General features: G+C 70.6%; 26 protein-coding genes. 20 read left to right on the plus strand and 6 right to left on the minus strand.

What is annotated here, in order from left to right; genetic code table 11:
• Positions 1–2: 2 nt before the first annotated feature.
• On the plus strand, positions 3–575 hold the full coding sequence (locus ACQPZX_RS48270) for a DinB family protein (protein ID WP_433371823.1): 573 nt from the start codon (positions 3–5) through the stop codon (positions 573–575).
• Here the strand turns inward: ACQPZX_RS48270 and mtnA are convergent.
• Positions 565–1,509 carry an S-methyl-5-thioribose-1-phosphate isomerase gene (gene mtnA / locus ACQPZX_RS48275; protein ID WP_433371826.1) on the minus strand — a complete coding sequence of 315 codons (945 nt, stop codon included), beginning with the start codon at positions 1,507–1,509 and terminating at the stop codon, positions 565–567. The two genes, ACQPZX_RS48270 and mtnA, sit on opposite strands and share 11 nt — an antisense overlap.
• Positions 1,510–1,541: 32 nt before the next feature.
• Here mtnA and ACQPZX_RS48280 point away from each other — a divergent pair, with 32 nt between their 5' ends.
• From ACQPZX_RS48280 to ACQPZX_RS48330, 11 genes are all read left to right on the plus strand, one after another.
• Positions 1,542–2,600: a PHP domain-containing protein gene (locus tag ACQPZX_RS48280; RefSeq protein WP_433371829.1), complete on the plus strand. Its 1,059-nt coding sequence runs from the start codon at positions 1,542–1,544 to the stop codon at positions 2,598–2,600.
• A 26-nt stretch (positions 2,601–2,626) separates the two neighbouring features.
• Positions 2,627–4,297, plus strand: a complete 1,671-nt coding sequence (locus ACQPZX_RS48285) for a DUF885 domain-containing protein (RefSeq protein WP_433371832.1) — start codon at positions 2,627–2,629, stop codon at positions 4,295–4,297.
• 484 nt (positions 4,298–4,781) lie between these two features.
• A complete protein-coding gene (locus ACQPZX_RS48290; RefSeq protein WP_433371835.1) occupies positions 4,782–5,879 on the plus strand; it encodes a hypothetical protein in 1,098 nt (365 codons plus the stop codon).
• Positions 5,866–8,886, plus strand: coding sequence for an ATP-binding protein (locus ACQPZX_RS48295; protein ID WP_433371838.1), 3,021 nt, complete (start codon positions 5,866–5,868; stop codon positions 8,884–8,886). Before ACQPZX_RS48290 ends, ACQPZX_RS48295 begins: the two co-directional genes overlap by 14 nt.
• Positions 8,883–9,347 (plus strand): roadblock/LC7 domain-containing protein, encoded by a 465-nt coding sequence (locus ACQPZX_RS48300; protein ID WP_433371841.1) that lies wholly within the window; start codon positions 8,883–8,885, stop codon positions 9,345–9,347. The genes ACQPZX_RS48295 and ACQPZX_RS48300 overlap by 4 nt, the downstream gene beginning before the upstream one ends.
• A complete protein-coding gene (locus ACQPZX_RS48305) occupies positions 9,344–9,802 on the plus strand; it encodes a DUF742 domain-containing protein (protein WP_433371844.1) in 459 nt (152 codons plus the stop codon). Before ACQPZX_RS48300 ends, ACQPZX_RS48305 begins: the two co-directional genes overlap by 4 nt.
• The gene (locus tag ACQPZX_RS48310; RefSeq protein ID WP_433371847.1) at positions 9,780–10,409 is read left to right on the plus strand and encodes a GTP-binding protein; all 630 of its coding nucleotides are present in this window, start codon (positions 9,780–9,782) and stop codon (positions 10,407–10,409) included. Before ACQPZX_RS48305 ends, ACQPZX_RS48310 begins: the two co-directional genes overlap by 23 nt.
• A 92-nt stretch (positions 10,410–10,501) precedes the next feature.
• On the plus strand, positions 10,502–11,518 hold the full coding sequence (locus ACQPZX_RS48315; RefSeq protein WP_433371850.1) for a hypothetical protein: 1,017 nt from the start codon (positions 10,502–10,504) through the stop codon (positions 11,516–11,518).
• Positions 11,519–11,712: 194 nt separating this feature from the next.
• A complete protein-coding gene (locus ACQPZX_RS48320) occupies positions 11,713–12,747 on the plus strand; it encodes a UDP-N-acetylglucosamine 2-epimerase (RefSeq protein WP_433371853.1) in 1,035 nt (344 codons plus the stop codon).
• A gap of 11 nt (positions 12,748–12,758) precedes the next feature.
• Positions 12,759–13,109, plus strand: coding sequence for a hypothetical protein (locus ACQPZX_RS48325; RefSeq protein WP_433371856.1), 351 nt, complete (start codon positions 12,759–12,761; stop codon positions 13,107–13,109).
• A gap of 198 nt (positions 13,110–13,307) precedes the next feature.
• Positions 13,308–13,745, plus strand: a complete 438-nt coding sequence (locus ACQPZX_RS48330) for a VOC family protein (RefSeq protein ID WP_433371859.1) — start codon at positions 13,308–13,310, stop codon at positions 13,743–13,745.
• Here the strand turns inward: ACQPZX_RS48330 and ACQPZX_RS48335 are convergent.
• Complete coding sequence (locus ACQPZX_RS48335) at positions 13,738–14,493, minus strand: dienelactone hydrolase family protein (RefSeq protein ID WP_433371862.1); 756 nt, start codon at positions 14,491–14,493, stop codon at positions 13,738–13,740. The genes ACQPZX_RS48330 and ACQPZX_RS48335 overlap by 8 nt on opposite strands.
• Before the next feature lie 58 nt (positions 14,494–14,551).
• On the opposite strand from ACQPZX_RS48335, the gene ACQPZX_RS48340 reads away from it, so the two are divergent.
• Positions 14,552–15,109: a TetR/AcrR family transcriptional regulator gene (locus ACQPZX_RS48340; RefSeq protein ID WP_433371865.1), complete on the plus strand. Its 558-nt coding sequence runs from the start codon at positions 14,552–14,554 to the stop codon at positions 15,107–15,109.
• 97 nt (positions 15,110–15,206) lie between these two features.
• Positions 15,207–16,661, plus strand: a complete 1,455-nt coding sequence (locus ACQPZX_RS48345) for a cellulose binding domain-containing protein (protein WP_433371868.1) — start codon at positions 15,207–15,209, stop codon at positions 16,659–16,661.
• A 76-nt stretch (positions 16,662–16,737) separates the two neighbouring features.
• Here the strand turns inward: ACQPZX_RS48345 and ACQPZX_RS48350 are convergent, their stop codons facing one another.
• Entirely contained in the window at positions 16,738–17,337 is a 600-nt protein-coding gene (locus ACQPZX_RS48350; RefSeq protein WP_433371870.1) for a TetR/AcrR family transcriptional regulator, read from the minus strand.
• Positions 17,338–17,445: 108 nt separating this feature from the next.
• On the opposite strand from ACQPZX_RS48350, the gene ACQPZX_RS48355 reads away from it, so the two are divergent.
• The 3 genes from ACQPZX_RS48355 (at position 17,446) to ACQPZX_RS48365 (ending at position 21,766) form a co-directional block, all read left to right on the plus strand.
• Entirely contained in the window at positions 17,446–19,089 is a 1,644-nt protein-coding gene (locus tag ACQPZX_RS48355) for an MDR family MFS transporter (RefSeq protein ID WP_433371873.1), read from the plus strand.
• 206 nt (positions 19,090–19,295) lie between these two features.
• Complete coding sequence (locus ACQPZX_RS48360; RefSeq protein ID WP_433371876.1) at positions 19,296–20,864, plus strand: diguanylate cyclase; 1,569 nt, start codon at positions 19,296–19,298, stop codon at positions 20,862–20,864.
• 137 nt (positions 20,865–21,001) lie between these two features.
• Positions 21,002–21,766, plus strand: coding sequence for an SAM-dependent methyltransferase (locus ACQPZX_RS48365; RefSeq protein ID WP_433385973.1), 765 nt, complete (start codon positions 21,002–21,004; stop codon positions 21,764–21,766).
• Between the two features lie 156 nt (positions 21,767–21,922).
• On the opposite strand, the gene ACQPZX_RS48370 is transcribed toward ACQPZX_RS48365, so the two are convergent.
• Entirely contained in the window at positions 21,923–22,249 is a 327-nt protein-coding gene (locus ACQPZX_RS48370) for a hypothetical protein (RefSeq protein WP_433371879.1), read from the minus strand.
• Positions 22,250–22,301: 52 nt separating this feature from the next.
• Positions 22,302–22,556: a hypothetical protein gene (locus ACQPZX_RS48375; RefSeq protein ID WP_433371882.1), complete on the minus strand. Its 255-nt coding sequence runs from the start codon at positions 22,554–22,556 to the stop codon at positions 22,302–22,304.
• A 260-nt stretch (positions 22,557–22,816) separates the two neighbouring features.
• Here ACQPZX_RS48375 and ACQPZX_RS48380 point away from each other — a divergent pair, with 260 nt between their 5' ends.
• Positions 22,817–23,053 (plus strand): DUF397 domain-containing protein, encoded by a 237-nt coding sequence (locus ACQPZX_RS48380; protein WP_378974874.1) that lies wholly within the window; start codon positions 22,817–22,819, stop codon positions 23,051–23,053.
• Between the two features lie 182 nt (positions 23,054–23,235).
• On the opposite strand, the gene ACQPZX_RS48385 is transcribed toward ACQPZX_RS48380, so the two are convergent.
• Positions 23,236–24,141 (minus strand): Scr1 family TA system antitoxin-like transcriptional regulator, encoded by a 906-nt coding sequence (locus tag ACQPZX_RS48385; RefSeq protein ID WP_433371885.1) that lies wholly within the window; start codon positions 24,139–24,141, stop codon positions 23,236–23,238.
• 312 nt (positions 24,142–24,453) lie between these two features.
• Between ACQPZX_RS48385 and ACQPZX_RS48390 the strand changes: the two genes are divergently transcribed.
• Positions 24,454–24,792 carry a hypothetical protein gene (locus tag ACQPZX_RS48390; RefSeq protein ID WP_433371888.1) on the plus strand — a complete coding sequence of 113 codons (339 nt, stop codon included), beginning with the start codon at positions 24,454–24,456 and terminating at the stop codon, positions 24,790–24,792.
• Complete coding sequence (locus ACQPZX_RS48395) at positions 24,789–24,977, plus strand: hypothetical protein (protein WP_433371891.1); 189 nt, start codon at positions 24,789–24,791, stop codon at positions 24,975–24,977. Before ACQPZX_RS48390 ends, ACQPZX_RS48395 begins: the two co-directional genes overlap by 4 nt.
• The last annotated feature ends 68 nt before the right edge of the window (positions 24,978–25,045 follow it).

The following is a 25,045-nucleotide window of genomic DNA, read 5'->3' on the forward strand; positions in this document are numbered from 1 at the left end:
ACATGCCTGGTCAGGTCGGTCCCGTGCACAACGAGCAGGAGGGCCTGCTCGCCTATCTCGCCCAGATGAGGTACGTGGTGCGGCTGTCCGCCTACGGCCTCACCGACGAGCAGCTGCGCGCCACGCCCTCGGCGAGCGAGCTCAGCGTCGGCGGCATCATCAAGCACTGCGCCTCAACCGAGGAGAACTGGCTGTCCACGATCCGGCGCGAGCCGCAGTCGGTGGATTACCAGCGCTATGCCGACGACTTCAAGCTGGCCGACGGCGAGTCGATCGACGACGTGTTCGCCCGCTACGACCGGGTCGCCGAGCAGACCGAAAAGTCGGTCATCGAGCTGGGCGACCTCGACTTCCGCATCGAGATCGACCATTCCGTGCCGTGGAACCGTAAAGACCTGACCCACTGGACGATCCGCTGGATCCTGCTGCACCTGATCGAGGAGACGGCCCGTCACGCGGGCCACGCCGACATCGTGCGCGAGTCGGTCGACGGCGCCACGGCGTATCCGTTGATGGCCGCCGCCGAGGGCTGGCCGGAGACCCCGTGGTTGAGCCCCTGGAAGCCTAAGGTCTGATCACCCGCCGGTCGGTGACGATCGCGGTGACCAGGTCGCGCGGGGTGACATCGAAGGCCGGGTTCACCGCGTCGGACCAGGGGGTGATCTCGGCGGCGCCGCGGTCCTCGATCGGGACCGCGTCGCCGCTGGGCGTGTCGACGTCCACAGTCGACTCGGGGGCGACCACGACGAACGGGATGCCGGCCCGCTGGGCGCCGAGCGCGTGCGAGTACGTGCCGATCTTGTTGATCACGTCGCCGTTCGCGCAGATCCGGTCGGCGCCGAGGATCACGGCGTCGACCTCGCCGCGGGCCATCAGGAACGGGCCGGCCGAGTCGACCGCGACCCGGTGCTGGATCCCCCACTGGGACAGCTCCCACGAGGTGAGGCGAGCGCCCTGCAGCAGCGGCCGGGTCTCGCTGGCGATCACGCCCGCCAGCGTGCCGCGCTGATGCAGCTCGAAGACGACGCCGAGCGCGGTGCCGAGGGTGACCGCGGCCAGCCCGCCGGTGTTGCAGTGGGTGAGCAGCCGCGGGCGGTTGCCGCAGAGCTCGAGGATCAGGTCGGCGCCGCGGCTCGCCATCGCCCGCGACGCCGCGGCCTCCTCGTCGCGGATGGCGCAGGCCTCGGCCAGCACCGCCTCGGGCCCGCGTGGCAGCAGCGCCGCCGCCCGCCGCGCGCCCCGGGCCAGGTTGACCGCGGTGGGCCGGGCGGTCTCGACCCGCGCGACCGCGGCGGCCAGCGCCTGCGGATCGTCCGCGTGCACCCGGGCGGCCAGCGCCACGCCGAAGGCGCCCGCAACCCCGAGCGCCGGCGCGCCCCGGACCGCCAGCGACTGGATCGCGGCGACCAGCTCCGGCACCGTGTGCAGGCGCAGCACACGTACTTCTTTGGGGAGCACCGTCTGGTCGATGATCTCGACGGCCCCGTCCACCCAGTCGATCGTCCGCACGAGCCCGAGCGTAACCGCCTAACCTAGCGGTCATGGCTTCTCGTGATCCGGTCGACGATCTCCGGCGCATCGCCTTCTATCTGGAGCGGGCGAACGAGGCGACGTATCGGGTGCGCGCGTTCCGCTCGGCCGCCGCCGCGATCGCCAAGGTCCCGGCCGAGGAACTCGCCGAGCGGGCCGCCGCGGGCACCCTGGCCAAGCTGCAGGGGGTCGGCGACGTCACGGCCCGCTGCATCGCCGAGTCGCTGGCCGGCGAGGAGCCGGTCTACCTGCGCCGGGTGCGCACGACCGAGGGCACTGACCTGCCGGTCGCCGCGGCCGCGCTGCGGGAGGCGCTGCGCGGTGACTGCCACTCCCATTCGGACTGGTCGGACGGCGGCTCGCCGATCGAGGAGATGGCGCTCGCCGCGGTCGAGCTCGGCCACGAGTACCTCGTGCTCACCGACCACTCGCCGCGGCTGACTGTGGCCAACGGCCTGTCCCCGGCCCGGCTGCGCCAGCAGCTCGACCGGGTCGCCAGGCTCAACGACGCATTACCCGACGGCTTCCGGGTGCTCACCGGCATCGAGGTCGACATCCTCGACGACGGGTCGCTCGACCAGGAGGACGATCTGCTGGCCCGGCTCAACGTGGTGGTCGGCTCCGTGCACAGCAAGCTTCGCGACGAGTCGCCCCGGATGACCCGGCGGATGGTGAACGCGATCGCCAACCCGCACCTCGACATCCTCGGCCACATGACCGGCCGCAAGGTGTCGGCGGCCGGCGAGGGCGACCGGGGCCACCGGGCCGGCCGCACCCGGCCGCCGAGCACCTTCGAGCTCGACAAGGTCATCGAGGCGTGCCTCGAGCACGGCAAGGCGATCGAGATCAACTCACGGCCGGACCGGCTCGACCCGCCCAAGCGGATGCTGACCGTCGCGGTCGAGGCCGGCTGCCTGTTCAGCATCGACACCGACGCGCACGCGCCGGGCCAGCTCGACTGGCTGCGCAACGGCTGCGAGCGGGCCGCCCTGTGCGGGGTGCCGGCCGAGCGGGTGGTCAACACCTGGCCCATGGAACGCCTGCTGGAGTGGACCGCGGGTCACAAATAGGGACGACGTCCCGTATGGTCGCGAGGGTGGGACGAATTGACGACCTGGCCGACCGTTACGTCACCGAGTGGGCCGAGCTGAGCCCGACCGGCGCGACCTACGTGGGCATCGCCGGGCATGACGACAAGACCGACGACCTTTCTCCGGAGGGCTTCGCGGCCCAGGCCGAGCACGTGCGGCGCACCCTCAACGACCTCGATGGGATCGAGCCCGAGCACGAGATCGAGCAGGTGGCGAAAGACGCCATGATCGAGCGCCTCGGCCTCGAGCTCGCCACCTACGACGCGGGCTACACCAAGAGCGCGGTCAGCGTGATCTCCAGCGGCCTGCACGGCCTGCGCGGGGTCTTCGACGTCATGCCCACCGAGGGCGAGGAGGCGGTCGCCAACATCGCGGCCCGGCTCAACGGCTTCGCCCCCGCGATAGAGCAGTACAAGACGACCCTGCGGGAGGAGGCGGCGGCCGGCCGGGTCAGCGCCCGCCCCCAGCTGCTGGCCGTCGCCGAGCAGTGCGACGCCTGGACCGACCCGGCGCGCGACAACTTCTTCCACGGCCTGGCCGGGCGGGTCGGCGCGAGCGGCGCGCTCGCCACCGAGCTCGAGCGCGGCGCCGCGGCGGCGACCGCGGCCACCGCCGGCTTCGCGGCGTTCCTGCGCGACGAGCTGGCCCCGGTCGGCCGCGACAAGGAGGCGGCCGGCGAGGAGAGGTACGCGCTCGCCTCGCAGTACTTCCTGGGCGCCAAGGTCGACCTGCACGAGACGTACCTCTGGGGCTTCGCCGAGCTTCACCGGCTGGAGCGTGAGATGGCCGTGGTCTCGGCGGCGATCGCCGGCTCCGGCGCCACGGTCGACGAGGCGGTGGCCGTCCTCGACGCCGACCCGGCCCGCCGCATCCCGGGCAAGGAGGCGTTCCGCGACTGGATGCAGGCGCTCGCCGACAAGGCGATCAGCGAGCTGAACGGCACGCATTTCGACATCGAGCCGCCGGCCCGCAAGATCGAGTGCTGCCTGACCCCGACCAGCGACGGCGGCATCTACTACACCGGCCCGAGCGAGGACTTCTCCCGTCCCGGCCGGATGTGGTGGGCGGTCCCCGAGGGGATCACCGAGTTCTCCACCTGGCGCGAGGTCACGACGGTCTACCACGAGGGCGCGCCCGGCCATCACCTGCAGGTCAGCCAGACCATGCTCCGCAAGGACCTGCTCAACCGCTGGCGGCGGCTGCTCTGCTGGTGCTCGGGGCACGGCGAGGGCTGGGCGCTCTACGCCGAGCGGCTGATGGACGAGCTGGGCTACCTGGAGGACCCGGGCGACCGGCTCGGCATGCTCGACGGCCAGGCGCTGCGCGCGGCCCGGGTGATCGTCGACATCGGCATGCACCTGGAGTACGAGATCCCCCGCGACAACCCGTTCGGCTTCCACCCCGGCGAGCGCTGGACGCCGGAGCTGGGCTGGGAGTTCCTGCGCGGCCACGTGCGGATGTCCGACGAGGTGCTGCGCTTCGAGTGGAAGAGGTACCTCGGCTGGCCGGGCCAGGCCCCGTCGTACAAGGTCGGCGAGCGGATCTGGATGCAGGCGCGTGAGGAGACGAAGCAGCGCAAGGGCGCCGATTTCGACCTCAAAGCCTTCCACCGCGACGCCCTCAACCTGGGCTCGCTCGGTCTGGACCCGCTGCGCAAGGCCCTCGCCCGACTGTGACCGCTTCGGGCTTTTCCTCGGTGAAAACCGGGGAAAAGCCCGTTTTGCGCAACGCCCGTCATTACGCAGTGCAATTTCCATTCCATTGAGCAATCGTACGACTACGCAGCGTCAATAGGCCTTCGAAGCATAATCGTTACCTATTGCGAATCTTGTATCTTTCTCAAGGCCCGCCCTGCCGTTACCATCTCCGCGGTGGCCAACCGACTCCACAGGCGCTGTGCGCTGCGACTTCGGGCCGACATAACGAGTTCGAAACGCGCGCCGACAACGCTCCGCGGGGCCCGGTGGCATCCCCCGATCAGCCGAGAGAATTCTGCCCCTTGGAAAGGGGCTTCCCGAGGATTTCTCGGATAGATTGGCCCGGATCCGTGCGCCCAACCGGCTACGGACAGTAGCCGTCACCAACGGCTCATCGCGTGTTGCATGGCGGAGGACGAAAGCAATGAACAGCCGGCGAACCCGTTTACGCTCCGCTCTCGCGGTGATTCTGACGGTTTTGGTGCTTGTGCCGAGCGCGGTCCTGTTCGGACGAGTTTGGCAGGAGAACTCGCATCAGCGGGCGCAGACAGACCTGGAGAAGAAGGGCATCGAGTACATCACCGCCCTCACTCCGCTGATCAGCGCCCTCGCCGAGGCCCAGTCCTCGGCCGTGCAGGGCGTGTCCGCGCCGCCCGACTCGCTCAACGCCGCAGTCGCCAAGGTCGCGGCCGCCGATGCCAGCCTCGGCGACGATCTCAAGACCAAGGAGCGCTGGGCCGATCTCAACACGAAGATCGCCAAGCTGCCCAAGGCGACCGGCGGCTCCCTCGCGGTGCTGCAGGCGCACATCGAGGTCTCCGACCTGGCGCTCGCCCTCTACGGCGCGGTCCGGCGCAACTCCGAGCTTAACCGCGACCCGGACAGCGACATCTCCAACCTGCAGCAGGCGGTGGCGGTCGACATGCCGGCCACGGTCGTGCGGGTGAGCCGGATGGGCGACCTGGCGAACATCCTGCAGACCGCGCCCGCCAAGACCAAGGGCACCGTCGCGGTGCAGTTCGGTCAGGAGGTGCTCGCCGTGCAGGACTCGGTGAACTCCCTGACCGAGAGCCTGCAGGCCGCCGTCGACAACACCAAGAGCCCGACGCTGAGCGGCTCGCTGGTCACCACGCTCGACTCGTTCCGCCGCGGCGTCGAGTCGATGACCCGTGGCGCCAACCCGGGCGGTTCCCCGAACGTGGCCACCATGTCCACTGCGCAGACCGCCCTGCAGACCGCGCTGAACGCGCTGGCGGGCGTCACGCTCAAGGAGATGGCGAAGCTGCTCGAGGACAGGTCGAGCACACTTTCCTATCGGCGGGCCGAGGCGGTCGTCATGGGCCTGCTCGCGATCCTGCTGGTGCTCGGCGCCCTGATCTGGCCGGCCCTCGGCCGCCGGCGCGACAACGTGCCGGCCGCGCCCGGCATCGGCGAGTCCACCCGGGACATCCCGGCCAGCCGGTCCCCGGCCCCGGCCGCGTACGGCGGGCCGTACGACATCGCCCCGGCCTACGGCGACAACGACCCGACACGGCGGGAGCGGTCCGGTGCTCTTCGGTAAGTTCCGCATTCTGGGCAAGCTCGCCCTGCTCGTACTCGTTCCCCTGCTCGGCGTCGTGGCGCTGAGCGTGCCCATCATCGTCACGCGTATCAGTGACGCCCAGGACGCGCAGAAGACCTCGGACACCGTCCAGCTCGCCACCCGCGTCAGCACCGCGATCCAGGAGCTCCAGGAGGAGCGCCTGCTCTCGATCGGCTTCATGTTCGGTCTCATCCAGCAGCCCGAGCTCGTCGTGCAGAGCGCCAAGGCCACCGACGCGGTCGCCCGCATCGAGGACGGCGGCGATCAGCCGATCAGCAAGGAGCTGCGCAAGGCCGTCCGCGGCGCGTCCCGGCTCGAGAACACCCGGCAGAACGTGCTCAACCCGGGCGCGATCCGCCCGGATGTGCTGGTCACCGAGTTCACCAACGTGATCACGCCGCTCATCAACGGGCTCGCGCTCTCCTCGAGCGCCGACCTGACCACGGGCGTCGGCAAGCAGGTCTTCGCGCTCGAGCAGTCGCTGCGCTCCGACGACATGATCAGTCAGGCGTCCGCGTACCTGGTGGCCGCGACGATCACCAAGCAGCCCGGCTTCATCAGCCTCTTCTACTCGACGCTGGTGCAGCTGCAACAGGTGATCCTGAACGCGCAGGCGTTCTTCACCGACGCACAGTACAAGCTGTACCTCGGCGCCCAGGACGCGTTCTCGTCCCGGGTCGGCGCCGACTTCCTCACCCAGGCCGCCATCGACCCGGGCACGGCGGTCAACTCGCTGAACATCAAGACGCTGTTCCCGTCACTGCGCTCAGTGCTCGTCCTCGGTGGCTTCGTGGAGAAGCGGGTCGCCGCGGACGTGGACCTGATCGTGACCAACAACCGGGACACGGCACTCCGCGACGCCTTCCTCATCGGTGGCGGTTCGCTGCTCCTGCTGCTCCTGGTGGTCTCGCTGAGCATCTTCATGGCCCGCGCGGTCGCCCGGCCGCTGCGCCGCCTGACCGTCTCGGCCGACCGGATCGCCCGCGCCGCCGAGGCCGAGCTCGAACGCGTCGCCGACGACGAGGCGGAGACGGTACGCCCGATCCGCCTCGACCCGGTCGACGTCGAGGCCCAGGACGAGATCGGCGACCTGGCCCGCGCGTTCGACCGGGTGCAGACCACCGCCGTGCGGCTGGTGGAACGCCAGGTGCTCGGCCGGCGCAACGTGGCCCAGATGTTCGGCCACGTCGGGCGTCGTACGCAGAACCTGGTCGGCCGCCAGCTCGCCCTGATCGACAACCTGGAGCGCAAGGAGACCGACAGCGATCGGCTCCGCGAGCTCTACCGGCTCGACCACATGTCGTCCCGTCTGGGCCGGAACGCGTCCTCGCTGGTCGTGCTCTCCGGTGGGGCCGGCGCGAACGAGCACATGGCGCCGCTGTCGCTGTCCGACGTCGTCCGCCTGGCCCTCGGTGAGATCGAGGACTACACCCGGGTGGACGTCGAGGTCCCCGAGGACATCGTGGTCGTGCCGGCCGTCCTCGCCGACCTGACCCTGCTGCTCGCCGAGCTCATGGAGAACGCCACCGCGTTCTCCCCGCCGCACACCCGGGTGCTGATCACGGCGACCGAGCTGCGCGGCGGCGCCCGCCTGGCGATCATCGACAACGGCCTCGGCATGACGCCCGAGCGGATGGCCGAGGAGAACGCCCGGCTCACCCGCCGTGAGCGCCTCGACCTGGTGCCCACCGAGGTGCTCGGCCTGTTCGTGGTCGGCCGCCTCGCCCGCCGGCACGGCATCGAGGTCACGCTGACCGACACCCCCGGCGGCGGCGTCTCGGTCTGGGTCGACCTGACCCCGGCGCACCTGATCTCCCGGGTGCCCAGCAGCACGATGGGTGCGCCGATGCCGGCGTTCGCGGGTGGGCCGTCCCTCCCGCCGGCGTACCACACGGCCGAGTTCGCCCAGGTGATCGCCGGTTCCGCGGCCCGCGCCTCGGTGCCCGGCAGCCAGCTGCCGTTCGACGCCAACGTGCTGGAGCGGGCCACCCGCACCCTCGAGTCCGGCGGGTCGTGGAACGCCTTCGCGGCCCCGCGCGCCGACGCGGGCCCGGCCCTCACGGCGCCGGTGGTCGAGGCACTGCCGGCGGCGCCGGTCGAGGCCGAGCCGGTGTACGAGGCGGAGCCGGTGTGGGCCCCGGCGCAGGTCTACCAGCAGCCGTCGCAGCCGTACCAGCAGCCGGCCCAGCCTTATCAGCAGCCGTACCAGCAGCCCGCGCAGCCGTACCAGCAGCAGTCCGCGCAGTACTACGAGCCGCCGGTGGCGCCGCAGCCCGGGTACGACCTGGGCGCGCCGGTCGCCGGCCGGGTGCCGGCCTCGCTGCCGGAGCTGCCCGCGGCCGGTCCGTCGGCCTGGAACCAGCAGCCGATCGAGGCGCCCCAGCCGACCTGGAACTCTCCGCACCCGGAGGCACCGGCCATCCCGCACCAGCGCACCGACGAGGACCCCCGGTACGGCGCGCCGGTGCCGCAGGCATACGCCCAGCCCGCGTACCCGGAGACCCCGGCGCAGCCGGACCCCTACGCGCAGCCGGGCCCGTACGCCCAGCCGGACCCCTACGCCCAGGCCCAGCCGACGGTGGCTCCCGAGCGGGGAACGACGGGTGGCGGACCGCTCCGCCGCCGGGTGCCCGGCAGCCAGCTGCCGGAGGAGCCGGCCAGCCGGCCGACGATCGCCGCACCGTCGCAGGACGACGCGGCCGCCGCGCGCGCCGCGTTCGACGCCTTCGAGGCCGGCGTCAGCCGTGCCCAGTGGGACGTCGCCGAGACCGAGATGACGGCCCCGCCGTCGGCCGGTCACGCACCCCTCGCCCGCCGGGTTCCGGGTGCCACTCTGCCGCGGGACGTGCAAAACACCCCGCCCCCGCCCGCTCCGGCGCCTCCGCTAGATCCGGATGCCGCACGAGCACTGATGGAACAGTTCGAGTACGGAGTCGCACTCGCACTGAACGAAACTCAGCCACAACCCGAGGGACAACCGCGATGACTAGCCCCTACTCCACGGAAACCGGCAACGGCTACGGCCAGGCCCAGCTAAGTGCCGAGGCGAAGACCTTCAACTGGCTCCTGGACTCGTTCACCTCCGGCACCGCAGGCGTGATCGAGGCAATCGCCGTCTCCTCCGACGGCCTGCTGATGGCGATGTCCGCGATCAAGGACCGGCCGAACGCGGAGCGGCTCGCCGCGGTCGTCTCCGGTCTGACCAGCCTCGCCGGCGGCGCCGCCAGCTGGTACCGGCTGGGCGCGCTGAACCGGGTCATCATCGACATGGCGGACGGCTACCTGCTGGTCACCGCCATCAGCGCGGGCTCGGTGCTCGGCGTCATCGCGGACCGCTCGGCCAACCTGGGCACCCTCGCGTACGAGATGACGCTGTTCGCCACCCGCGCCGGCGGCGCCCTGAGCCCGCGTTTGATCGCGGAATTGAAGAACGCCGTCCAGCAATGACCTATCCGGACCCTGACGACCCGGCCCACCCGGCTCGCCCGAGTGTCCGGCCCTTCCTGCAGTCTGGCCTTCCGCCGGCCGGCGGCTACCGCCCGACATCCCTGGGTGAACCGCCGGCCGACGACACGGCCACGACACTGCGCCCGTTCGTCATCACGTCCGGACGCACCGACGGCGCCGATCCCGACATCGGGATGGAAACCCAGGTGACCGTCAACCACGCCGCGATGCCCATGCGGCTCTCGCCGGAGATGCGCGCCATCGTTGCGCTCTGCGGCGAACCACTGTCCGTGGCGGAGATCTCCGCCCGGCTGCGCCTGCACCTCGGCGTCACCCGGATCCTCGTCGGCGACCTGCGCGCCGCGGGCCAGCTGGACGTCCACGTGCTGGACAACGAGACCCCCGACCCCGAAACCATCATGCGAGTGATCCGTGGACTTCGAGCAATCACCTGACCACTACGTCGGCACCGCCCGAGTGGGTAGCGGCGGCAAGCCGAAGAAGGCGCCGGTCCCGGTAAAGATCATCGTGGCCGGTGGCTTCGGTGTCGGAAAGACGACAACCGTGGGCGCCATCTCGGAGATCTCCCCGCTCACCACCGAGGCGGAGATGACCTCGGAGTCGGTCGGAATCGACGATCCCGGCCAGGCGACCATGAAGACGACCACGACCATCGCGATGGACTTCGGCGTCCTCACCATCGACCAGACGCTGAAGCTCTACATCTTCGGCACGCCGGGTCAGTCGCGCTTCGCGTTCATGTGGGACGACCTGATCAAGGGCGCTCTGGGCGCGTTGGTAGTGGTGGACACGGCTCGGATCGACGACTGCTACCCCGCCGTGGACTACTTCGAGCGGGCCGGCCTGCCGTTCGTGGTCGGCGTCAACACGTTCAACGGGCAGATGAACTACAACCTCGAGGAGGTCCGCTGGGCGCTCGCTGTGCGTGACGATGTGCCCGTTCTCTCGTTCGACGCGCGGTTCCGCGCCTCGGTCAGAGATGCCCTGCTCGTGGTGCTCGACCAGGCTCTCGACAAGGCGATCCGGGCCAAATCCACGTAGGGTGTGCGCGGCGTCGCGCAGATCGAGGTTTTCAAATAGGCCTTCCAGCGGGCAGAGTGGATGCGAACCACCCGTAGAGGAAGGACGGTGACGTGCGAGGCGGACTGGACGACGCGCTCGACAAGCTCGCGCGCCGTGATGAGCTGCGCAGGCGCGCCGCGAGTGAGGCCACCGGGACCTCACCCGCTGTGACGGAGCTGGTCGAGGCGATCGCTGGGGTCGTGGCACGCCATCCGGAGCTGGGCGTGACCGTCGGCGCGGAGGGCTCGGGCGATCCGGTCCTGCTGCACTTCTTCTTCGCCGAGGGTCAGGTGCAGGTCTCCGCCGACACGCCGGTGCCGCCCGAGCCGGCGGCCCCCGCCCCCCGGCACGCCGACATAGTCGACATGGATCTCGACGAGCCGCAGGTCGAGGATCTGTACCAGCCGCCGCCCGTCTCGCCGGCCGGCGAGACGCGCCGCATGAGCTACGACGACCAGGATCGCTACGGTCCGGCTCATTACGGGTACGCGGACGCGGGCGCCCACGACGGGTACTACGCCGACTCCGACACGGCCGAGCGCCGCTACGGGTCGTTCGACTCCCCGCCGCCGGCCGCCGACCCGCGCTACCCGTCGCACGACCCCGGCGAGACCTCCCGTGACCTGGGCGCCCGCATGCGCGACCTGGGCATGGCCTCGCGCGACGCCGGCCCGGGCGGCCAGACCCCCGGCGGCCCGGTCCCAAGTGGCCCGGGCCCGGGCGGCCCGGTCCCAGGTGGCCCCGTCTCCGGTGGCCCCCTCTCCGGCGGTCCTCCGATGTCCGGTGGCCCGGCTCCGACGGCCTATCCGCCGCACCCGTTCGCGGCCACCCCGCCGCCGCCCGTGCCGCCGCAGACCCTCGGGCCGGAGCAGACGCACCGCATCCACGCCGACCAGTACCGTGTGCCCGCCGAGCCGGCGGCCCACGAGCGGATGGCTCCGCAGCGTGGCGGCGCCATGCCGAGCCCGCTGCCCAAGCCGATCCCACTGCAGGTCGAGCGCCCCGAGGAGACCGAGCTGGCGGCCCGGCGGCTCGCCGCCCTGCTGCGCGACGACCCCTCGCTGCTCAACAACACACCCCGCGACTAACACTCTGAGTCACCATTCGTTCGCGGCCAGACATTGCAGTGCGTAGCCACGCTTCGGGAAGTTTACGGCGGTAATACCGGGTCTGGGATGTCTGGGTTGGGCCGTTCGGCCACAATGAGTGGCGACGGCTTGTCTCACACTCCGTAACTGCATAGCGTCCAACGAGTCGCTGACCCCCGCAGTCCGGAGAAGACATGACGCTGCCCGAAGTCCACCTCGCCGGTGGCACGCGCGCCGAGGCGCTCCGGCTCGCCCCGGTCGCCATCGCCATGCGTGAGCAGGGCCTGGTCGCCCCGGTGCTGATCGCCGCCGGCGCCGAGCCGACCGCCGTGGCGCGCACCTGGATCGCCTGCGGGCTGGCCGCCGACGTCACCCTTCCGGCCTCGGCCGACCACGCGGCGGCGATCCGCCGGTACGACCAGCTGTGGGCCGTGCGCACCCCGGCCTCGGTGGTCGTCCGCGGCGAGAACCTCGGCGCGGCGCTGGGCGCGTACTGGCGTCGCGTGCCGGTCATGCACATGGACGCGGGACGACGCTCCGGCTCGCTCGTCGCCGACGACGCCGACGCCGACCGTCGCCTGCTCGCCCAGGTCGCGACCGTGCACCTGGCCGCCGCGCCGCTCGCCGCGATGAACCTGCTCGACGAGCGGGTCGTCCCCGGTGACGTGCTGCTCACCGGCGGCACCGCGGTCGAGGCGGCCCGGCTGATGGCCGCGCGCACGAAGCGGCCCGCCAAGCGCCGCGCCAACCGGGTCGTCGTGGCCGGCGCGAGCGCCGCGCTGGACGAGCCGGTACGGGCGGCCATGCTCGCCGTCGCCGCCCAGTACCACGACGTCGACGTGATCGGCGGGCTGCCGATGCCGTACCCGGAGCGGTCCCGCCTGATCGCGGTGGCCGACGTGGTGGTCACCGACGACGTGGACCTGGCCGAGGAGGCGCTCGCCGCCGGGACGGCGTTGCTGGTGCCGGGCGAGGGCGGCGGGCTGACCGAGGCGATCCACGCCGGCAGCGCCCGGCTGGTCGACTCCGAGGCCGGCGAGATCGTGGCGGCGATGGCCGAGCTGCTGGAGAGCCGGGTACGCCGCGACTCGCTGGGCGCGGCCGGTACCCCGTACGGCGATGGCCTGGCCGCCGCCCGCATCGCGCAAGCCACCGCGGCCCTGCTCGGCCACGGCCAGTTCCCCGACCCGATGCCCGCCCGGCCCGAAGCCGGCGTCGCCCGCTTCTAGGAGACAACCAGATGGACGTCATCGGATTCTGGACCCGGTCGTGGATCAACGACGACAGCGCCGCGGTCCGCAAGCTGCTCGCGCCCGACGTCGAGGTGGAGTGGAACCTGGACGCGCCGGTCGACGACGAGGAGCTCCTGCAGGTGCAGCACCGGATCGCGGCGTTCGCCGACAAGGTCACGGTGGCCGGCGAGACGCTCGCCGAGGACGGGGCGACGCTCGTCTACGACATGGTCGCGCCGTTCGGCACCGCGCGGATGGTGGAGTTCCTGGCCGTCGCGGGCGGGCGGATCACCGAGGTGCGGCAGGTGTACGACGTGACGCTGACCGACCGCTACTTCCCCGGCCTGTACGACAACTAGGGCCTGTGTCGAAGTAGGGGCCGGAGCGAGGCGAGGTCCAGGTGTCGTCTGGGCGTGCGACGCGGGCGCCCGAATACCGGGGTTGTATTCGGGTGTTCGCGGCGTGCGGCCAGGCGGCGGCTGGGCCACGCCGCAGCCCGTCTCCTACTTCGACACAGGCCCTGAAAACTGTCGTACCCCGCGGATAGCGTGCGGGACATGGCATATGACTTCCAGGTAGTCGTCGACAGCGTCAACCCGCACACCCTCGCCGACTGGTGGGCCGAGACGCTCGAGTGGCCGGTCGAGGAGCAGGACGAGGCCTTCATCAAGGACATGGTGGCCCGCGGCTTCGCGACCGACGACGAGACGGCCACCCACCAGGGCAAGCTGGTGTGGCGCACCGGGGCGGCGATCCGCCACCCCGAGGCCTACTCGAGCGGCAAGCCGCGCCGCGTGCTCTTCCAGCAGGTGCCCGAGGCCAAGACGGTGAAAAACCGCGTGCACCTCGACTTCTGGGTGGGTGACGAGCGGCGCGACGCCGTGCGCGACGCCCTGGTCGCGCGCGGCGCCACCTTCCTCTATTCGCAGTCGCAGGGCCCGCATTCGTGGCACACCCTGACCGACATCGAGGGCAACGAGTTCTGCGTCAGCTGACCGGCAGGTTGCGGTGCAGCAGGGCGAAGAGGTTGACCCAGTGCCGCTCCTCGGCCCCCGCGTCGTAGGACGCGGTGTCGCTCATCGTGAATCCGTGCGGTGCGCCCTCGTAAAGCTCCGAGGTGTAGGTGACGCCCGCGTCCTCGAGGGCCGACTCGAGCGTCTTGATCTGGTCGGCGGTCATCGAGCGGTCGTTGTCGGCGTGGGCGAAATACGCCTCGCCGGTGATGTTGCCGACCGCCAGGTGCGCGCTGTCCGGCCCATCGGTGACGACGCCGCCGGCGTGGAAGCTGCCGAGCGCCTTGATCCGATCGGGGTGCGCCTCGATGGCCCGCAGCGCGTTGCGCCCGCCCATGCAGTACCCGATGACCACGACCGGCCCGGCGGCGACGCCCGGCTGCGCGCCGAAGAAGTCGAGGTACGAGCCGGTGTCGGCGGCGATCCGCGCGGGCGTGAGCTGCTGCATCATCGGCCCGAGCCGGCCGAAGGCGGCGCCGCGCTTCTCGGGGTCGCTCAGCTCCTGCGCGGTGACCAGCGGCCCGCTCGCGCTGCGGTAGAAGAGGTTGGGCACCAGCACGGCGTACCCGCGCTCGGCGATCCGCTGGGCCATCTCGGCCAGCCGCGGCCGCAGGCCGAACGCGTCCATGAACATCAACACGCCGGGGAACGGGCCGTCTCCGTCCGGCTTCACCAGGTACGCTTCCGCCGTGCCGTCGGCGGTCGGCACCTGCACAGTCGTGGTCTGCATGTGCGCAACCTAGCACCAACCGGGGATGGTTCCCCGGTCTCGTCGTACCCTGTCCTCCATGGCCAATCGACTGCGCGCGGACGCGGAGCGCAACCGCACCGCGCTTCTCGCCGCGGCGCGGGAGATCTTCGGCGAGCACGGGCTGGACGCGTCGCTCGACGAGATCGCCCGGCGGGCCGGCGTCGGCAACGCGACCCTGTACCGCCGCTTCCCGACCCGCCGCGACCTGATCGCCGAGGTCTTCGCCGGCCAGATGACCGAGTACGTGGAGCTGGCCGAGCTCGCCCTGCACGAGCCCGACCCGTGGGCCGCGTTCGTCGGTTACCTCACCCGCCTCTTCGAGCTGCAGGCCACCGACCGGGGCCTCTCCGAGCTGCTGGTCTCGACCACCTTCGACGACGACGAGCGGCTCTCGGCACTGCGCGCGGCCGCCCAGCGCGGCGCCAGCGAGGTCATCGTCCGGGCCCAGCAGTCCGGCGCGCTGCGGGCCGACTTCACCCGGCGCGACCTCAGCATCCTGATGCGGGCCAACGCGGGCGTGGTGCGCGCGTCGCTCGAGCCGGACGCGTGGAAACGCCAGCTCGTGCTGCTTCTGGACGGCCTCGCCCGTCGGTAAGACTTTTAAGGTTGTTTAAGGCTGGTACAAGGTCGTCTTCACGCCTACCGGCCAAGAATCGACTCCCGTCGTCAACCCCTGCGATCGGAGTCATCCCATGCAACGCAGCCGTCTGCGTCTCGCCATCTACGCTTCGGCGGCCGTCCTCGCCGTGGCCGGTGGCGTCGGCGCGGCCGTCGCGGCCACCACCCCGACCACCAAGGCCGCGGGCGTCCTCACCGCCACCTTCAGCAAGGACAGCGACTGGGGCACGGGCTATCAGGCGAAGTACACGATCACCAACGGCACCGGCACGGCGGTGAACGGCTGGCAGCTGGTCTTCGGGCTGCCGTCGACCGCGAAGCTCGGCAGCTTCTGGGACGCCACGGTCACCACCTCGGGCGGGGTATCGACGGCGAAGAACCCGAGCTGGTCCACCACGATCCCGGCCGGCGGCAGCGCCGAGTTCGGGTTCGTCGTGGCCGGGAGCGGAGCGCCGACCAGCTGCACGATCAACGGCGCGTCCTGCGCGGGCGGCACGGCGACCACCGCTCCGACCACCAAGCCGACCACGGCGCCCACCACCAAGCCGACGACCGCGCCCACCACGAAGCCGACGACGACCGCACCGACCACGAAGCCGACGACGGCGCCCACCACCGCGCCGCCGGCCACCTCCGCCCCGAGCGGCGGGAACGTGCTCGTCGCCCCGTACGTCGACATGGGTCTGCTCTCGAATGGCTCGACCACGCTGGCCCAGCTGGGCAGCAGCGGGAACCTGAAGTCCTTCAGCCTGGCCTTCGTGACCAGCGCGGGCTGCAAGGCGAGCTGGTTCAACGCCTTCGACCCGCGGCAGAAGCAGTTCGCCGACCAGATCGCGGCGGTGCGCGCGGCCGGCGGTGACGTGAAGGTGTCCTTCGGCGGCGCGACCGGCATCGAGCTCGCCCAGGCCTGCACCAGCGTCACGGCGCTGCAGGCCGAGTACCAGGCGGTCGTCTCGGCCTACAACCTCAAGTACATCGACCTGGACATCGAGGGCGCGGCCGTGGCCGACCCGACCACGATCGCCCGCCGCTCCACCGCGCTGGCCGCCCTGCAGAAGGCCAATCCCGGCCTGAAGATCTCGCTGACGCTGCCGGTGCTGCCGGAGGGCCTCACCGCGGACGGCGTGAACGTGGTCAAGTCGGCCAAGAACGCGGGCGTCGACCTCGACCTCGTCAACATCATGGCGATGGACTACGGACGCGCCGGCCAGGACTACGGCGACCTCGCGATTCAGGCGGTCAAGAGCACCAAGGACCAGATCCGGTCCGTGTACGGCAACAGCGACGCGGCCGCGTTCAAGATGGTCGGCGTGACCCCGATGCTGGGCGTCAACGACGATCAGGGGAAGTTCACCCAGAGCGACGCCAAGGACCTGGTCGCCTTCGCGAACGCCAATCACATCGGGTTCGTCTCGTTCTGGGAGCTGAACCGCGACAAGAACGCCTGCTCGGGCGCGCTCTTCCAGTGCACCAACGTCACGCAGGCGCCGTTCGAGTTCAGCAAGATCTTCGCCGGCTTCACCGGCTAGTCAGGGCTTTGCTCTCATCCCCAAAAGGTAGGAAGCGCGCGGCTCCGGGCCCCCACCCGGAGTCGCGCGTCTTCTTTTACTCGAAGCCTCGGCCCGCGTTGGCGAGCGCCTCCTCGGCGATGTCCCAGAGCTTGGTGCCGGCCGGCGCGTCCAGCCACATGTTGAGCGAGACGCGCAGCGCGACCAGGAAGGTGGCCGCGGTCATCCGCGCGCGGATCCCCCGCGGATCGTCCTCGCGGAGGCGGGCCGTGATCTCGGCGGCCAGCTCGCGCTCGACCCCGGCGAAGGTCTGCACCTGGGCGGCGATCAGCGTGGGATGGGTGCGCAGCAGACGGCCCTGGGCCACGAGCTCCGGGTCGAGCTCGCCCACCTCCCGGTTGAAGGAAGCCGCCGCCGCGGTGAGGGCCGACCAGGGCGACTCGTCGGACGGGCGGGCCCGCACCGACTCGAGCAAACCCTGGATACGCCGGAAGTCGCCGTACATCAGCGCTTCCTCTTTGCTCCCGAAGTAGTTGGAGAACGTACGCCGGGAGACGCCGGCCTCGTCGGCGATCGCCTCGACGGTGATCCGGTCGAGGCCGTGCTCGGTAGCCAGCTGGACCGCCGCATCGTGCAGGGCCTGCCGGGTCGCCGCCTTCTTGCGCTCCCGGAGGCCCGGCTCCGCCGTCGTGCTCATGACTTGAGCGTACCGGCCTGTGACTTGCTTCTCAATGCGAAAGATTGCGCAATGCGCAAGCTTGGCCGATGGTTGTATGTGGCAACCACATCGAGGAGGTCCGGCGCGATGAGCGCGAAACCCATGAACCACCGCCAGATCATGGAGGCCCTGTCCGGCCTCCTGCTGGTGCTCTTCGTCGCGATGGCCTCGTCGACCATCGTCTCCACCGCGCTGCCGAAGATCATCGGGGCGCTCGACGGGTCGCAGACCCAGTACACCTGGGTGGTCACGGCCAGCCTGCTCACCGCCACCGCGTCCACCCCGATCTGGGGCAAGCTCGCCGACCTGTACAGCAAGAAACTGCTCGTCCAGATCTCGATCGTGGTGTTCGTGCTCGGCTCGATCATCGCCGGCTTCAGCCAGACCGCCGGCGAGCTCATCGCGGCCCGCGCCTTCCAGGGCCTCGGCATGGGCGGCGTGCAGGCGCTCGTCCAGGTCGCGATCGCCGCGATGATCCCGCCGCGGGAGCGCGGCAAGTACAACGGCTACCTCGGCGGCGTGATGGCCGTCGCCACCGTCGGCGGCCCGCTGCTCGGCGGCCTCATCGTCGACACCGCGTGGCTCGGCTGGCGCTGGTGCTTCTTCATCGGCGCGCCGATCGCGGTGATCGCCCTGGTCGTGCTGCAGAAGACGCTCAACCTCGCGGTCGTCAAGCGGGACAACGTCAAGGTCGACTACGTCGGCGCCACGCTGATCGCGATCGGCGTCAGCACCCTGCTGGTCTGGGTGTCGTTCGTGAACAGCTCGTTCGCGTGGCTCTCCTGGCAGACGTACGCGATGGTCGGTCTTGGTCTTTTGGTCCTTGCCCTTGCCGTCTGGGTCGAGACCCGGGTCGCCGAGCCGGTGGTCCCGCTGCAGATCGTCAAGCAGCGCGGCACCGCCCTCGCGATCGTGGCGAGCCTCGCGGTCGGCATGGCGATGTTCGGCGGCGCGGTCTTCCTCGGCCAGTACTTCCAGATCGGGCGCGGCTACAGCCCCACCGAGGCCGGCCTGCTGACGATCCCGATGATGGCCGGCGTGCTGGTCTCGTCGACGGTCGCCGGACGCCTGATCAGCAAGAGCGGGCGGATCAAGCCGTACATCGTCGCGGGCACCCTGATCCTGGTCGGCGGCTTCGCCGGGCTCTCGATGCTCGACCACGACACCAGCCTCTGGTACGTGGGCGGGGCCATGGCCCTGGTCGGCATCGGTGTCGGCATGTCGATGCAGAACCTGGTCCTCTCGGTGCAGAACACGGTCTCGCTGAAAGACATCGGCGCGGCGTCGTCGACGGTGGCGTTCTTCCGCTCGCTGGGCGGCACGATCGGCGTCTCGGTGCTCGGCGCCGTGCTGGCCCACCGGGTCACCGACAACCTGACCCACGAGCTGGCCGCGGCCGGCATGCCGGCCGGCGGCGACGCGGCGGCGTCCAGCTCACTGAACCTGTCGGTCCTCCCCGAGGCGGTCCAGCACCTGGTCCGCGTCGCGTACGGCGACGCCACCGGCCACATCTTCCTGATCTCCGCGGCCATCGCGGTGGTCGGCGTGATCGCGGCGCTGCTGATGAAGCCCACCGCCCTGCGCTCGACGGTCGACCTCTCCACGCCGGCAGCCGAGACCTCCGCGGCCCCCGCGCCCGCAGCTCTCGCCTCCGCGGCCGTCGGTCCCGCGGCCGGGAACTCCGCCGGCGAGTTGGCGGTCCCGCTGGCGGCCGAGGGACTGACCCGCTGACCCGCGCTGTGGACAGCGGCCCGGAAATGTCACACCCGGCTGCTTGTCTGAGGCCCACCCAAACGGGGGTGGGCCTCAGCGCGCGGCCCCTCGCTCTTCGGAGCTTTACCGGGGGCGAGATGGATCACGCGGGTGGGCTTCGGATCTTCCGCTTACCCAGAGCTAGCCTTTGAAAGCACGCAGTGCTGTGGGAGGGGTGGGACGGGTTGGACGGCGAGCGATTATCGGCAGCCCTGCTCGAGCTCGAGGACGAGATCAACTGGGATGCCGCCGCGATGCTCGAGCGGGCCGTTCTAATCGAGCGGCTGGCGCTTGCGCTCGGCGATGAGCTGCTCGTTGCCCGGGCCCGGCTCAGCCAGGCCAACCTGCACATGCGCGCGGGCGACGTGGCCGGCGCGGCCCGGCGCATCTGGAAGGTGCACCAGTGGGCGGTCGAGCACGACGCCCGGCAGCTCACCGCGCGCACCCACCTGGTCTGGTCGAACATCCACCGCCTCCTCGGGGACGCGGCGCAGTGCCTCGAGCACGCCGTGCTCAGCGTCGAGCTGCTCGACGAGACCGCGACCGATCACATGCGCATCTGGCATCGGGTCAAGCTGGGCGACGCGCTGAGCCTGAGCGGGACGATGGAGGCGGCGCGGCTGCGCTACCGGCAGGCCGCCGAGCTGTCCTCCCGGCTCGGGCGGCCCGACCTGCTGCTCGCGGTGCTCAACAACTTCGCGTACGCCGAGTACGCCGCCGGCCACCACGATCGGGCGCAGCAGGTCGCCGGGCAGCTGCAGGACGTCGCGAAGACCTTCGGGTTCGAGCTGGACGCCTCGCTGCTCGACACCATCGGCGCCATCCAGATCGAGAACGGGCAGCATGCCGAGGCGGAAAAGACCCTGCTCGCCTGCATCGACCAGCACAACGACGGCAGCCAGGATGACGCCGACGCGCTGGCCGAATATTTTCTGACCCTCTCCCGGGCGCAGCGCTGCCTCGGGGCGTACGCGCGGGCCCAGCGCAGCCTCGACGCGTCCCGCCGGCTCTGCGTCGAGCGCGAGCTCGGCCACGTCCTGGTGCGGGTGCATCAGGAGCAGGCCGAGCTGCACGCGGCCCGGGGCGAGTTCGCCGAGGCGTACGCCGCGCACAAGGACTTCTTCGCCGCCTACACCCAGCAGCATTCGCTCCAGCGGGAGGCGCAGGCGCGCACCCGTCAGGTGATGTTCGAGACCGAGGAGGCGCGGCAGGAGGCCGAGCGGTTCCGCGAGCAGGCCCGCCGCGACCCGCTGACCGGGCTGCGAAACCGGCGGTACCTCAACGAGCAGCTGCCCGGCATGATCGCGACCGACCCCGAGCTGACCGTGGCGATCGTCGACCTCGACCACTTCAAGCGGATCAACGACGAGCTCTCGCACGACGTGGGCGACCGCGTGCTCGTGCAGGCGGCCAAGCTGCTCGAGACCGGGCTGGCCGCGGTGGCGCCGCGCGGGTTCGTGGTCCGGCTCGGCGGCGAGGAGTTCCTGATGGTTCTGCCCGAGACCCCGGTCGAGCAGGCCGTCGAGGAAATCGACGCGATTCGCCGTACGATCAAGAGCTTTTCCTGGGAAGCACTCACCGCGGGCGTTCCGGTCACGGTGAGCGTCGGGGTCGCCGGCGTCGCCGACGCCGCCAAGGCGACCCAACCGGCGCTTTTGTCAATTGCGGACAGGCATCTGTACGCCGCGAAGCACGGCGGACGCGACCGGGTGGTGTGGTCGCGCACCCGGCGTGGGCGGGCGTCGGCGGCATGAGCGCTGCGTAGTTGCACTCGATGTGAAGATTCACGGATCGGTCGCTACCCTTGCGGCACTGATGAACATCGAATCCTTCGCGGGGGCAGCTTGTGGTCAAGGGCAATGAGGTCGCGCCGCCGGGCGTCAACATCAACGTGCCTCATTCCGCCCGCATCTACGACTACTGGCTGGGCGGCAAGGACAACTTCGCGGTGGACCGGGGCGTCGGCGACGCCATGATCGAGGCGATCCCCGGGCTGCGCTACATGGCCGGGGAGAATCGCAAGTTCGTGCACCGGGCCGCTCAGGCGCTCGTCGCCGGCGAGGGCATCCGGCAGTTCCTCGACGTGGGCACGGGCATTCCGACCTCGCCCAATCTGCACGAGGTCGCCCAGCGGATCGAGCCGTCGGCGCGCGTCGTCTACGCCGACAACGACCCGATCGTGTTGGTGCACGCCCGCGCTCTGATGATCAGCTCGGAGCAGGGCCGCAGCGAGTACATCTCGGCCGACATCCGCGACACCGGCTCCATCCTGGACGACAAGGTGCTGCGCGAGACCCTCGACTTCGACAAGCCGATCGGGCTCACGCTGATCGCGATCCTGATGCTGCTCGCGGATGCCGACGACCCGTGGGCGCGCGTCGACGAGCTGCGCGACGCCATGCCGTCGGGCAGCTGCCTGGCGATCACCCACCCGACGGCCGACTTCGCGCCCGACGAGGTCAACCGGGCGGTCGAGGCGGCCATCGGCGCGGGAATGACTCTGGTGGCCCGCGACCGCGCGGCGGTGCGGCGCTTCTTCGGGGACTGGGAGCTGCTCACGCCGGGGCTGGTGCCGGTGTCGAGCTGGCGCCCCGACGCCCCGGTCGACGATCCCGAGGCCGCCTATTACTGGGCCGGGGTCGCGCGCAAGCCCTGAGCCCTCATTGAGGCAGACCGGGGACCGCCCTTGGGTAGCGGTCCCCGATCAGTACCCCCTCCCACCGAGCGGGCGTGGCGCTCGGCAGCGGGTGGACCGGCCGGGCGATCTGGCACGGGGGAACCGGACCGCCCGACCGGCGTCGGGGTGCGGGTGTTACGGCGTCACACCCGCGCTCGCGGTCTTGTCCGCGCGCAATCGCGGCCTCTTCCGCGCCAGCGGAGCCGGAAGACGCTCCGCCCGGATGAAAATTTGGCGCCGGCCGACGAGATTGCCGGCCGAATCGATCTCTATGGCGTCCGTCGCGAGCCACGTGGACCCGTCGCGGACGATCGCGATCTCCCACTCGACGCACACGATGCGTAACCGGAGCGTGCCGTTTCCATGACGATAGTCCGACGCCGCAAACTCATGATCGGGCCAGCGGGGCAGGCGCTCGAGAAGGCGGCCACCGCGGAAGGTCAACGCCGTCGGCACGGGCACCGGTGGGCCGGGAAGAAGCCCGGCACGTCGGCCCCGCGCGCAGCTGACGAGGTCACTCGCGCGCGTCGGAATCACCCTCCTCGGCCGGTGGCGCGGCGTCGGCCACCGTCGCATCGGGGCGGGTCAGGGCATACCTGACGCCGCCGAATCGGTGCGTCACCACGCTGGCCCGGGCCGTCGCGGCGGACACCTCGTCGGTCAGTGGCTCGTCTCGGTAGACGAGCGGCGGGTTCCCCCTCCGATGTGTTTCCACTCCATCGGGGTCGCCCGGTTCCGCATGCTCGGGACCGATGTTGGGAATGGACATCTCGACACCTCTCGCTCGGACCGCCCCCGCCAGGGAGCCTCGCGCCGAGGCCGCAGACGCCGTTTCCGCGACCGACCCGTCACTTAAAGATGTCACCGTAAGTGACACCCCTTCAGTGGTGTACGTGCGTTATCATGCTCACAATCCCGTGAGTACGCAAGGCCAAATGCACGTGCATTTGCACAACGTGTGATGCGGCCGTAGCCACGAGAGACGACCTCCGGGCGATCCCCGACCGGAGCCAACCAAGGGAGCTTCAAATGTCGTACGCGGTCAACGGCACCCCCGCCGGCCAGTTGGACGGTGTCACCTGGCAGAAGAGCCGGCGCAGCAACCCCAGCGGCAACTGCGTCGAGTGCGCCGCGCTGCCCACCGGTGAGGTCGCCGTGCGCAATTCCCGGGACCCCGAGGGCCCGGCCCTGATCTACACGCCGGCCGAGATCGAGGCCTTCATCCTGGGCGTTCGCGACGGCGACTTCGACAACCTGCTCGGCTGATTTCCAGTCCGGAGCGGTATGACGAAGGGCGCCGGGCGTGACGTGATCATGTCCACGTCACGCCCGGGCCGATTAATTCCTACGCGCGGCGCAAGGCCCCCTCACCAGCCCTTGCCGCGCAGACGACAGAGGGCCGCGTCACCCCATGACGACCGCGGCCCTCTTTTGGTGTTCAGACCGCTTTACGCGGGGCGTCCGACCTCGTGCAGCAGCTTGCCGAGGATCTCGGGCGTGTGGTTCGGCGGCTCGGCGTCGATGCAGACCCGCTCCATCGCCATCGCGTACTGGTCGACGTCCTCGCGCTTGTCCAGGTAGATCGCGCTCGTCAGCTGCTCGACGTAGACGACGTCGGGAAGCTCCGGCTCGGGGAAGCGCAGGATCGCGAACGGGCCGCCCGCGGCGGCGTGGCCACCCGCGTTGAACGGGATGATCTGCAGCCGGACGTTCGGCTTTTTCGCCGCCTCGATCAGGGCCTCGATCTGCGCCCGCATCACCTCGACGCCGCCGATCGGGCGGCGCAGCACGGCCTCGTCGATGACCGCCCACAGCTGCGGCGCCTCGGGCCGATCGAGGACCTGCTGCCGCGCCCGCCGGAGCTCGACGCGGCGATCCATCTCCTCCGGCGTCACGCCGGCGTGGCCGAGCATGATGACGGCCCGCGCGTAGTCCGGGGTCTGGAGCAGACCGGGAACGAACTGGATCTCATACGTACGGATCAGGGAGGCGGCCGCCTCCAGGCCCAGGTACGACTGGAACCAGCCGGGCAGGATGTCGCTGAACTGCTGCCACCAGCCGGGGTTGTTGGCCTGGCGGGCCAGGACCAGCAGGGCCTCGCGCTCCTGCTCGCTGCTGACGCCGTAGAGCGTCAGCAGATCGGCGACGTCGCGCTCCTTGAAGCTGACTCGGCCGAGCTCCATCCGACTGATCTTGGAACCCGAGGCTCGGATCTCCCACCCGGCATCTTCACGGGTGATCCCCTTGGACTCCCGCAGACGGCGAAGCTGGGCACCAAGCAGGATGCGCAGCACCGTGGGGCCGCTGCCCGGTGCCTCCTCCTGCGAACCCGCGCTCACCTGACTCCTCGTCATCGCTGTCTGGGGCTGCCGGCCGCAGTCCCCCAGCATCCTAAAGGGGAGATCGTCCACAACGAAACAGCACCAGCGTATCTCCGGAGCGTGACGCCCGAAGCATTCGCTCGGTGCGGATGCACGTGCAGACGGCCTTGCGGTTGCAACCGTTCGCGAGGATGATAGCTGACAGACACGCACCACTCGCTGACACACCGTGTTGGTTGGCGAGGCGTGCAGCACAGTTCGGCTTCTCGGCCGACGCGTACGGGATGGATGGCGGTCAACGTCACCCTGACGACCGAGTCTCCGAGATCTGGGAGGGTCATCTCGATGTCCACGGCACCGGTCCCGCCTCCGTCCACCTCGCCGACCGTCGCCCCTCCGCAGCGCGACCCTGCCGATGTGGCGCCTGCCGACAGCTATCACCCCGCCGATCCGGTCTGGGTCTACCGCGATGGCTGGCGTGCCGGCGTGATCGAGGCAGCTTCCCCCCGGGCGGTGACCGTGACCTACCGGCCCGGCGCACACCGCGGCACCGGCGTCGACACCTTCACTGCTCCTTATGTGACGGCTCGCTCGTCCGAGGATCCCGCTCTCGACCGGCGCTCGACGGCCCGGGGCACGCGGATGACGCCGACCGGCCTGCCGGTGCGAGGCTCGGCGGCATGACCGGGGCCGTGGCCGTCGCGGCGTTCGTGGGCCTGCTGAGCCTGCTGGCCGGCGTGGCCCTCGGCTGGTATTTGCGACGGTCCAACGACTGGTGTCCCGCCTGCGGCGACCAACTGTCCTGCGAGGGGTGTGGAGCGGGAGCAGCCTGGCCCAAGCGGCCGGTGGCGACGACGCACCAGAGATAACGGCTTTCCAGATATATATAGAGGGGCTGGCGCCGATGCGCCGGCCCCTCCTTTGTCGTCACGCACGG

The sequence above is a fragment of the Actinoplanes sp. CA-142083 genome (assembly GCF_050942195.1).
GTDB lineage: Bacteria > Actinomycetota > Actinomycetes > Mycobacteriales > Micromonosporaceae > Actinoplanes.

Excerpts from the sequence above, each read along its gene's own strand:
- ACQPZX_RS48390 (WP_433371888.1), top strand. The coding sequence starts at position 24,454 with ATGTCCACGGCACCGGTCCCGCCTCCGTCCACCTCGCCGACCGTCGCC.
- ACQPZX_RS48345 (WP_433371868.1), top strand. The coding sequence starts at position 15,207 with ATGCAACGCAGCCGTCTGCGTCTCGCCATCTACGCTTCGGCGGCCGTC.
- ACQPZX_RS48300 (WP_433371841.1), top strand. The coding sequence starts at position 8,883 with ATGACTAGCCCCTACTCCACGGAAACCGGCAACGGCTACGGCCAGGCC.
- ACQPZX_RS48395 (WP_433371891.1), top strand. The coding sequence starts at position 24,789 with ATGACCGGGGCCGTGGCCGTCGCGGCGTTCGTGGGCCTGCTGAGCCTG.
- ACQPZX_RS48350 (WP_433371870.1), bottom strand. The coding sequence starts at position 17,337 with ATGAGCACGACGGCGGAGCCGGGCCTCCGGGAGCGCAAGAAGGCGGCG.
- ACQPZX_RS48355 (WP_433371873.1), top strand. The coding sequence starts at position 17,446 with ATGAGCGCGAAACCCATGAACCACCGCCAGATCATGGAGGCCCTGTCC.
- ACQPZX_RS48375 (WP_433371882.1), bottom strand. The coding sequence starts at position 22,556 with ATGTCCATTCCCAACATCGGTCCCGAGCATGCGGAACCGGGCGACCCC.
- ACQPZX_RS48270 (WP_433371823.1), top strand. The coding sequence starts at position 3 with ATGCCTGGTCAGGTCGGTCCCGTGCACAACGAGCAGGAGGGCCTGCTC.
- ACQPZX_RS48380 (WP_378974874.1), top strand. The coding sequence starts at position 22,817 with ATGTCGTACGCGGTCAACGGCACCCCCGCCGGCCAGTTGGACGGTGTC.
- ACQPZX_RS48325 (WP_433371856.1), top strand. The coding sequence starts at position 12,759 with ATGGACGTCATCGGATTCTGGACCCGGTCGTGGATCAACGACGACAGC.
- ACQPZX_RS48305 (WP_433371844.1), top strand. The coding sequence starts at position 9,344 with ATGACCTATCCGGACCCTGACGACCCGGCCCACCCGGCTCGCCCGAGT.
- ACQPZX_RS48330 (WP_433371859.1), top strand. The coding sequence starts at position 13,308 with ATGGCATATGACTTCCAGGTAGTCGTCGACAGCGTCAACCCGCACACC.
- ACQPZX_RS48340 (WP_433371865.1), top strand. The coding sequence starts at position 14,552 with ATGGCCAATCGACTGCGCGCGGACGCGGAGCGCAACCGCACCGCGCTT.
- ACQPZX_RS48280 (WP_433371829.1), top strand. The coding sequence starts at position 1,542 with ATGGCTTCTCGTGATCCGGTCGACGATCTCCGGCGCATCGCCTTCTAT.
- ACQPZX_RS48385 (WP_433371885.1), bottom strand. The coding sequence starts at position 24,141 with ATGACGAGGAGTCAGGTGAGCGCGGGTTCGCAGGAGGAGGCACCGGGC.
- ACQPZX_RS48335 (WP_433371862.1), bottom strand. The coding sequence starts at position 14,493 with ATGCAGACCACGACTGTGCAGGTGCCGACCGCCGACGGCACGGCGGAA.
- ACQPZX_RS48320 (WP_433371853.1), top strand. The coding sequence starts at position 11,713 with ATGACGCTGCCCGAAGTCCACCTCGCCGGTGGCACGCGCGCCGAGGCG.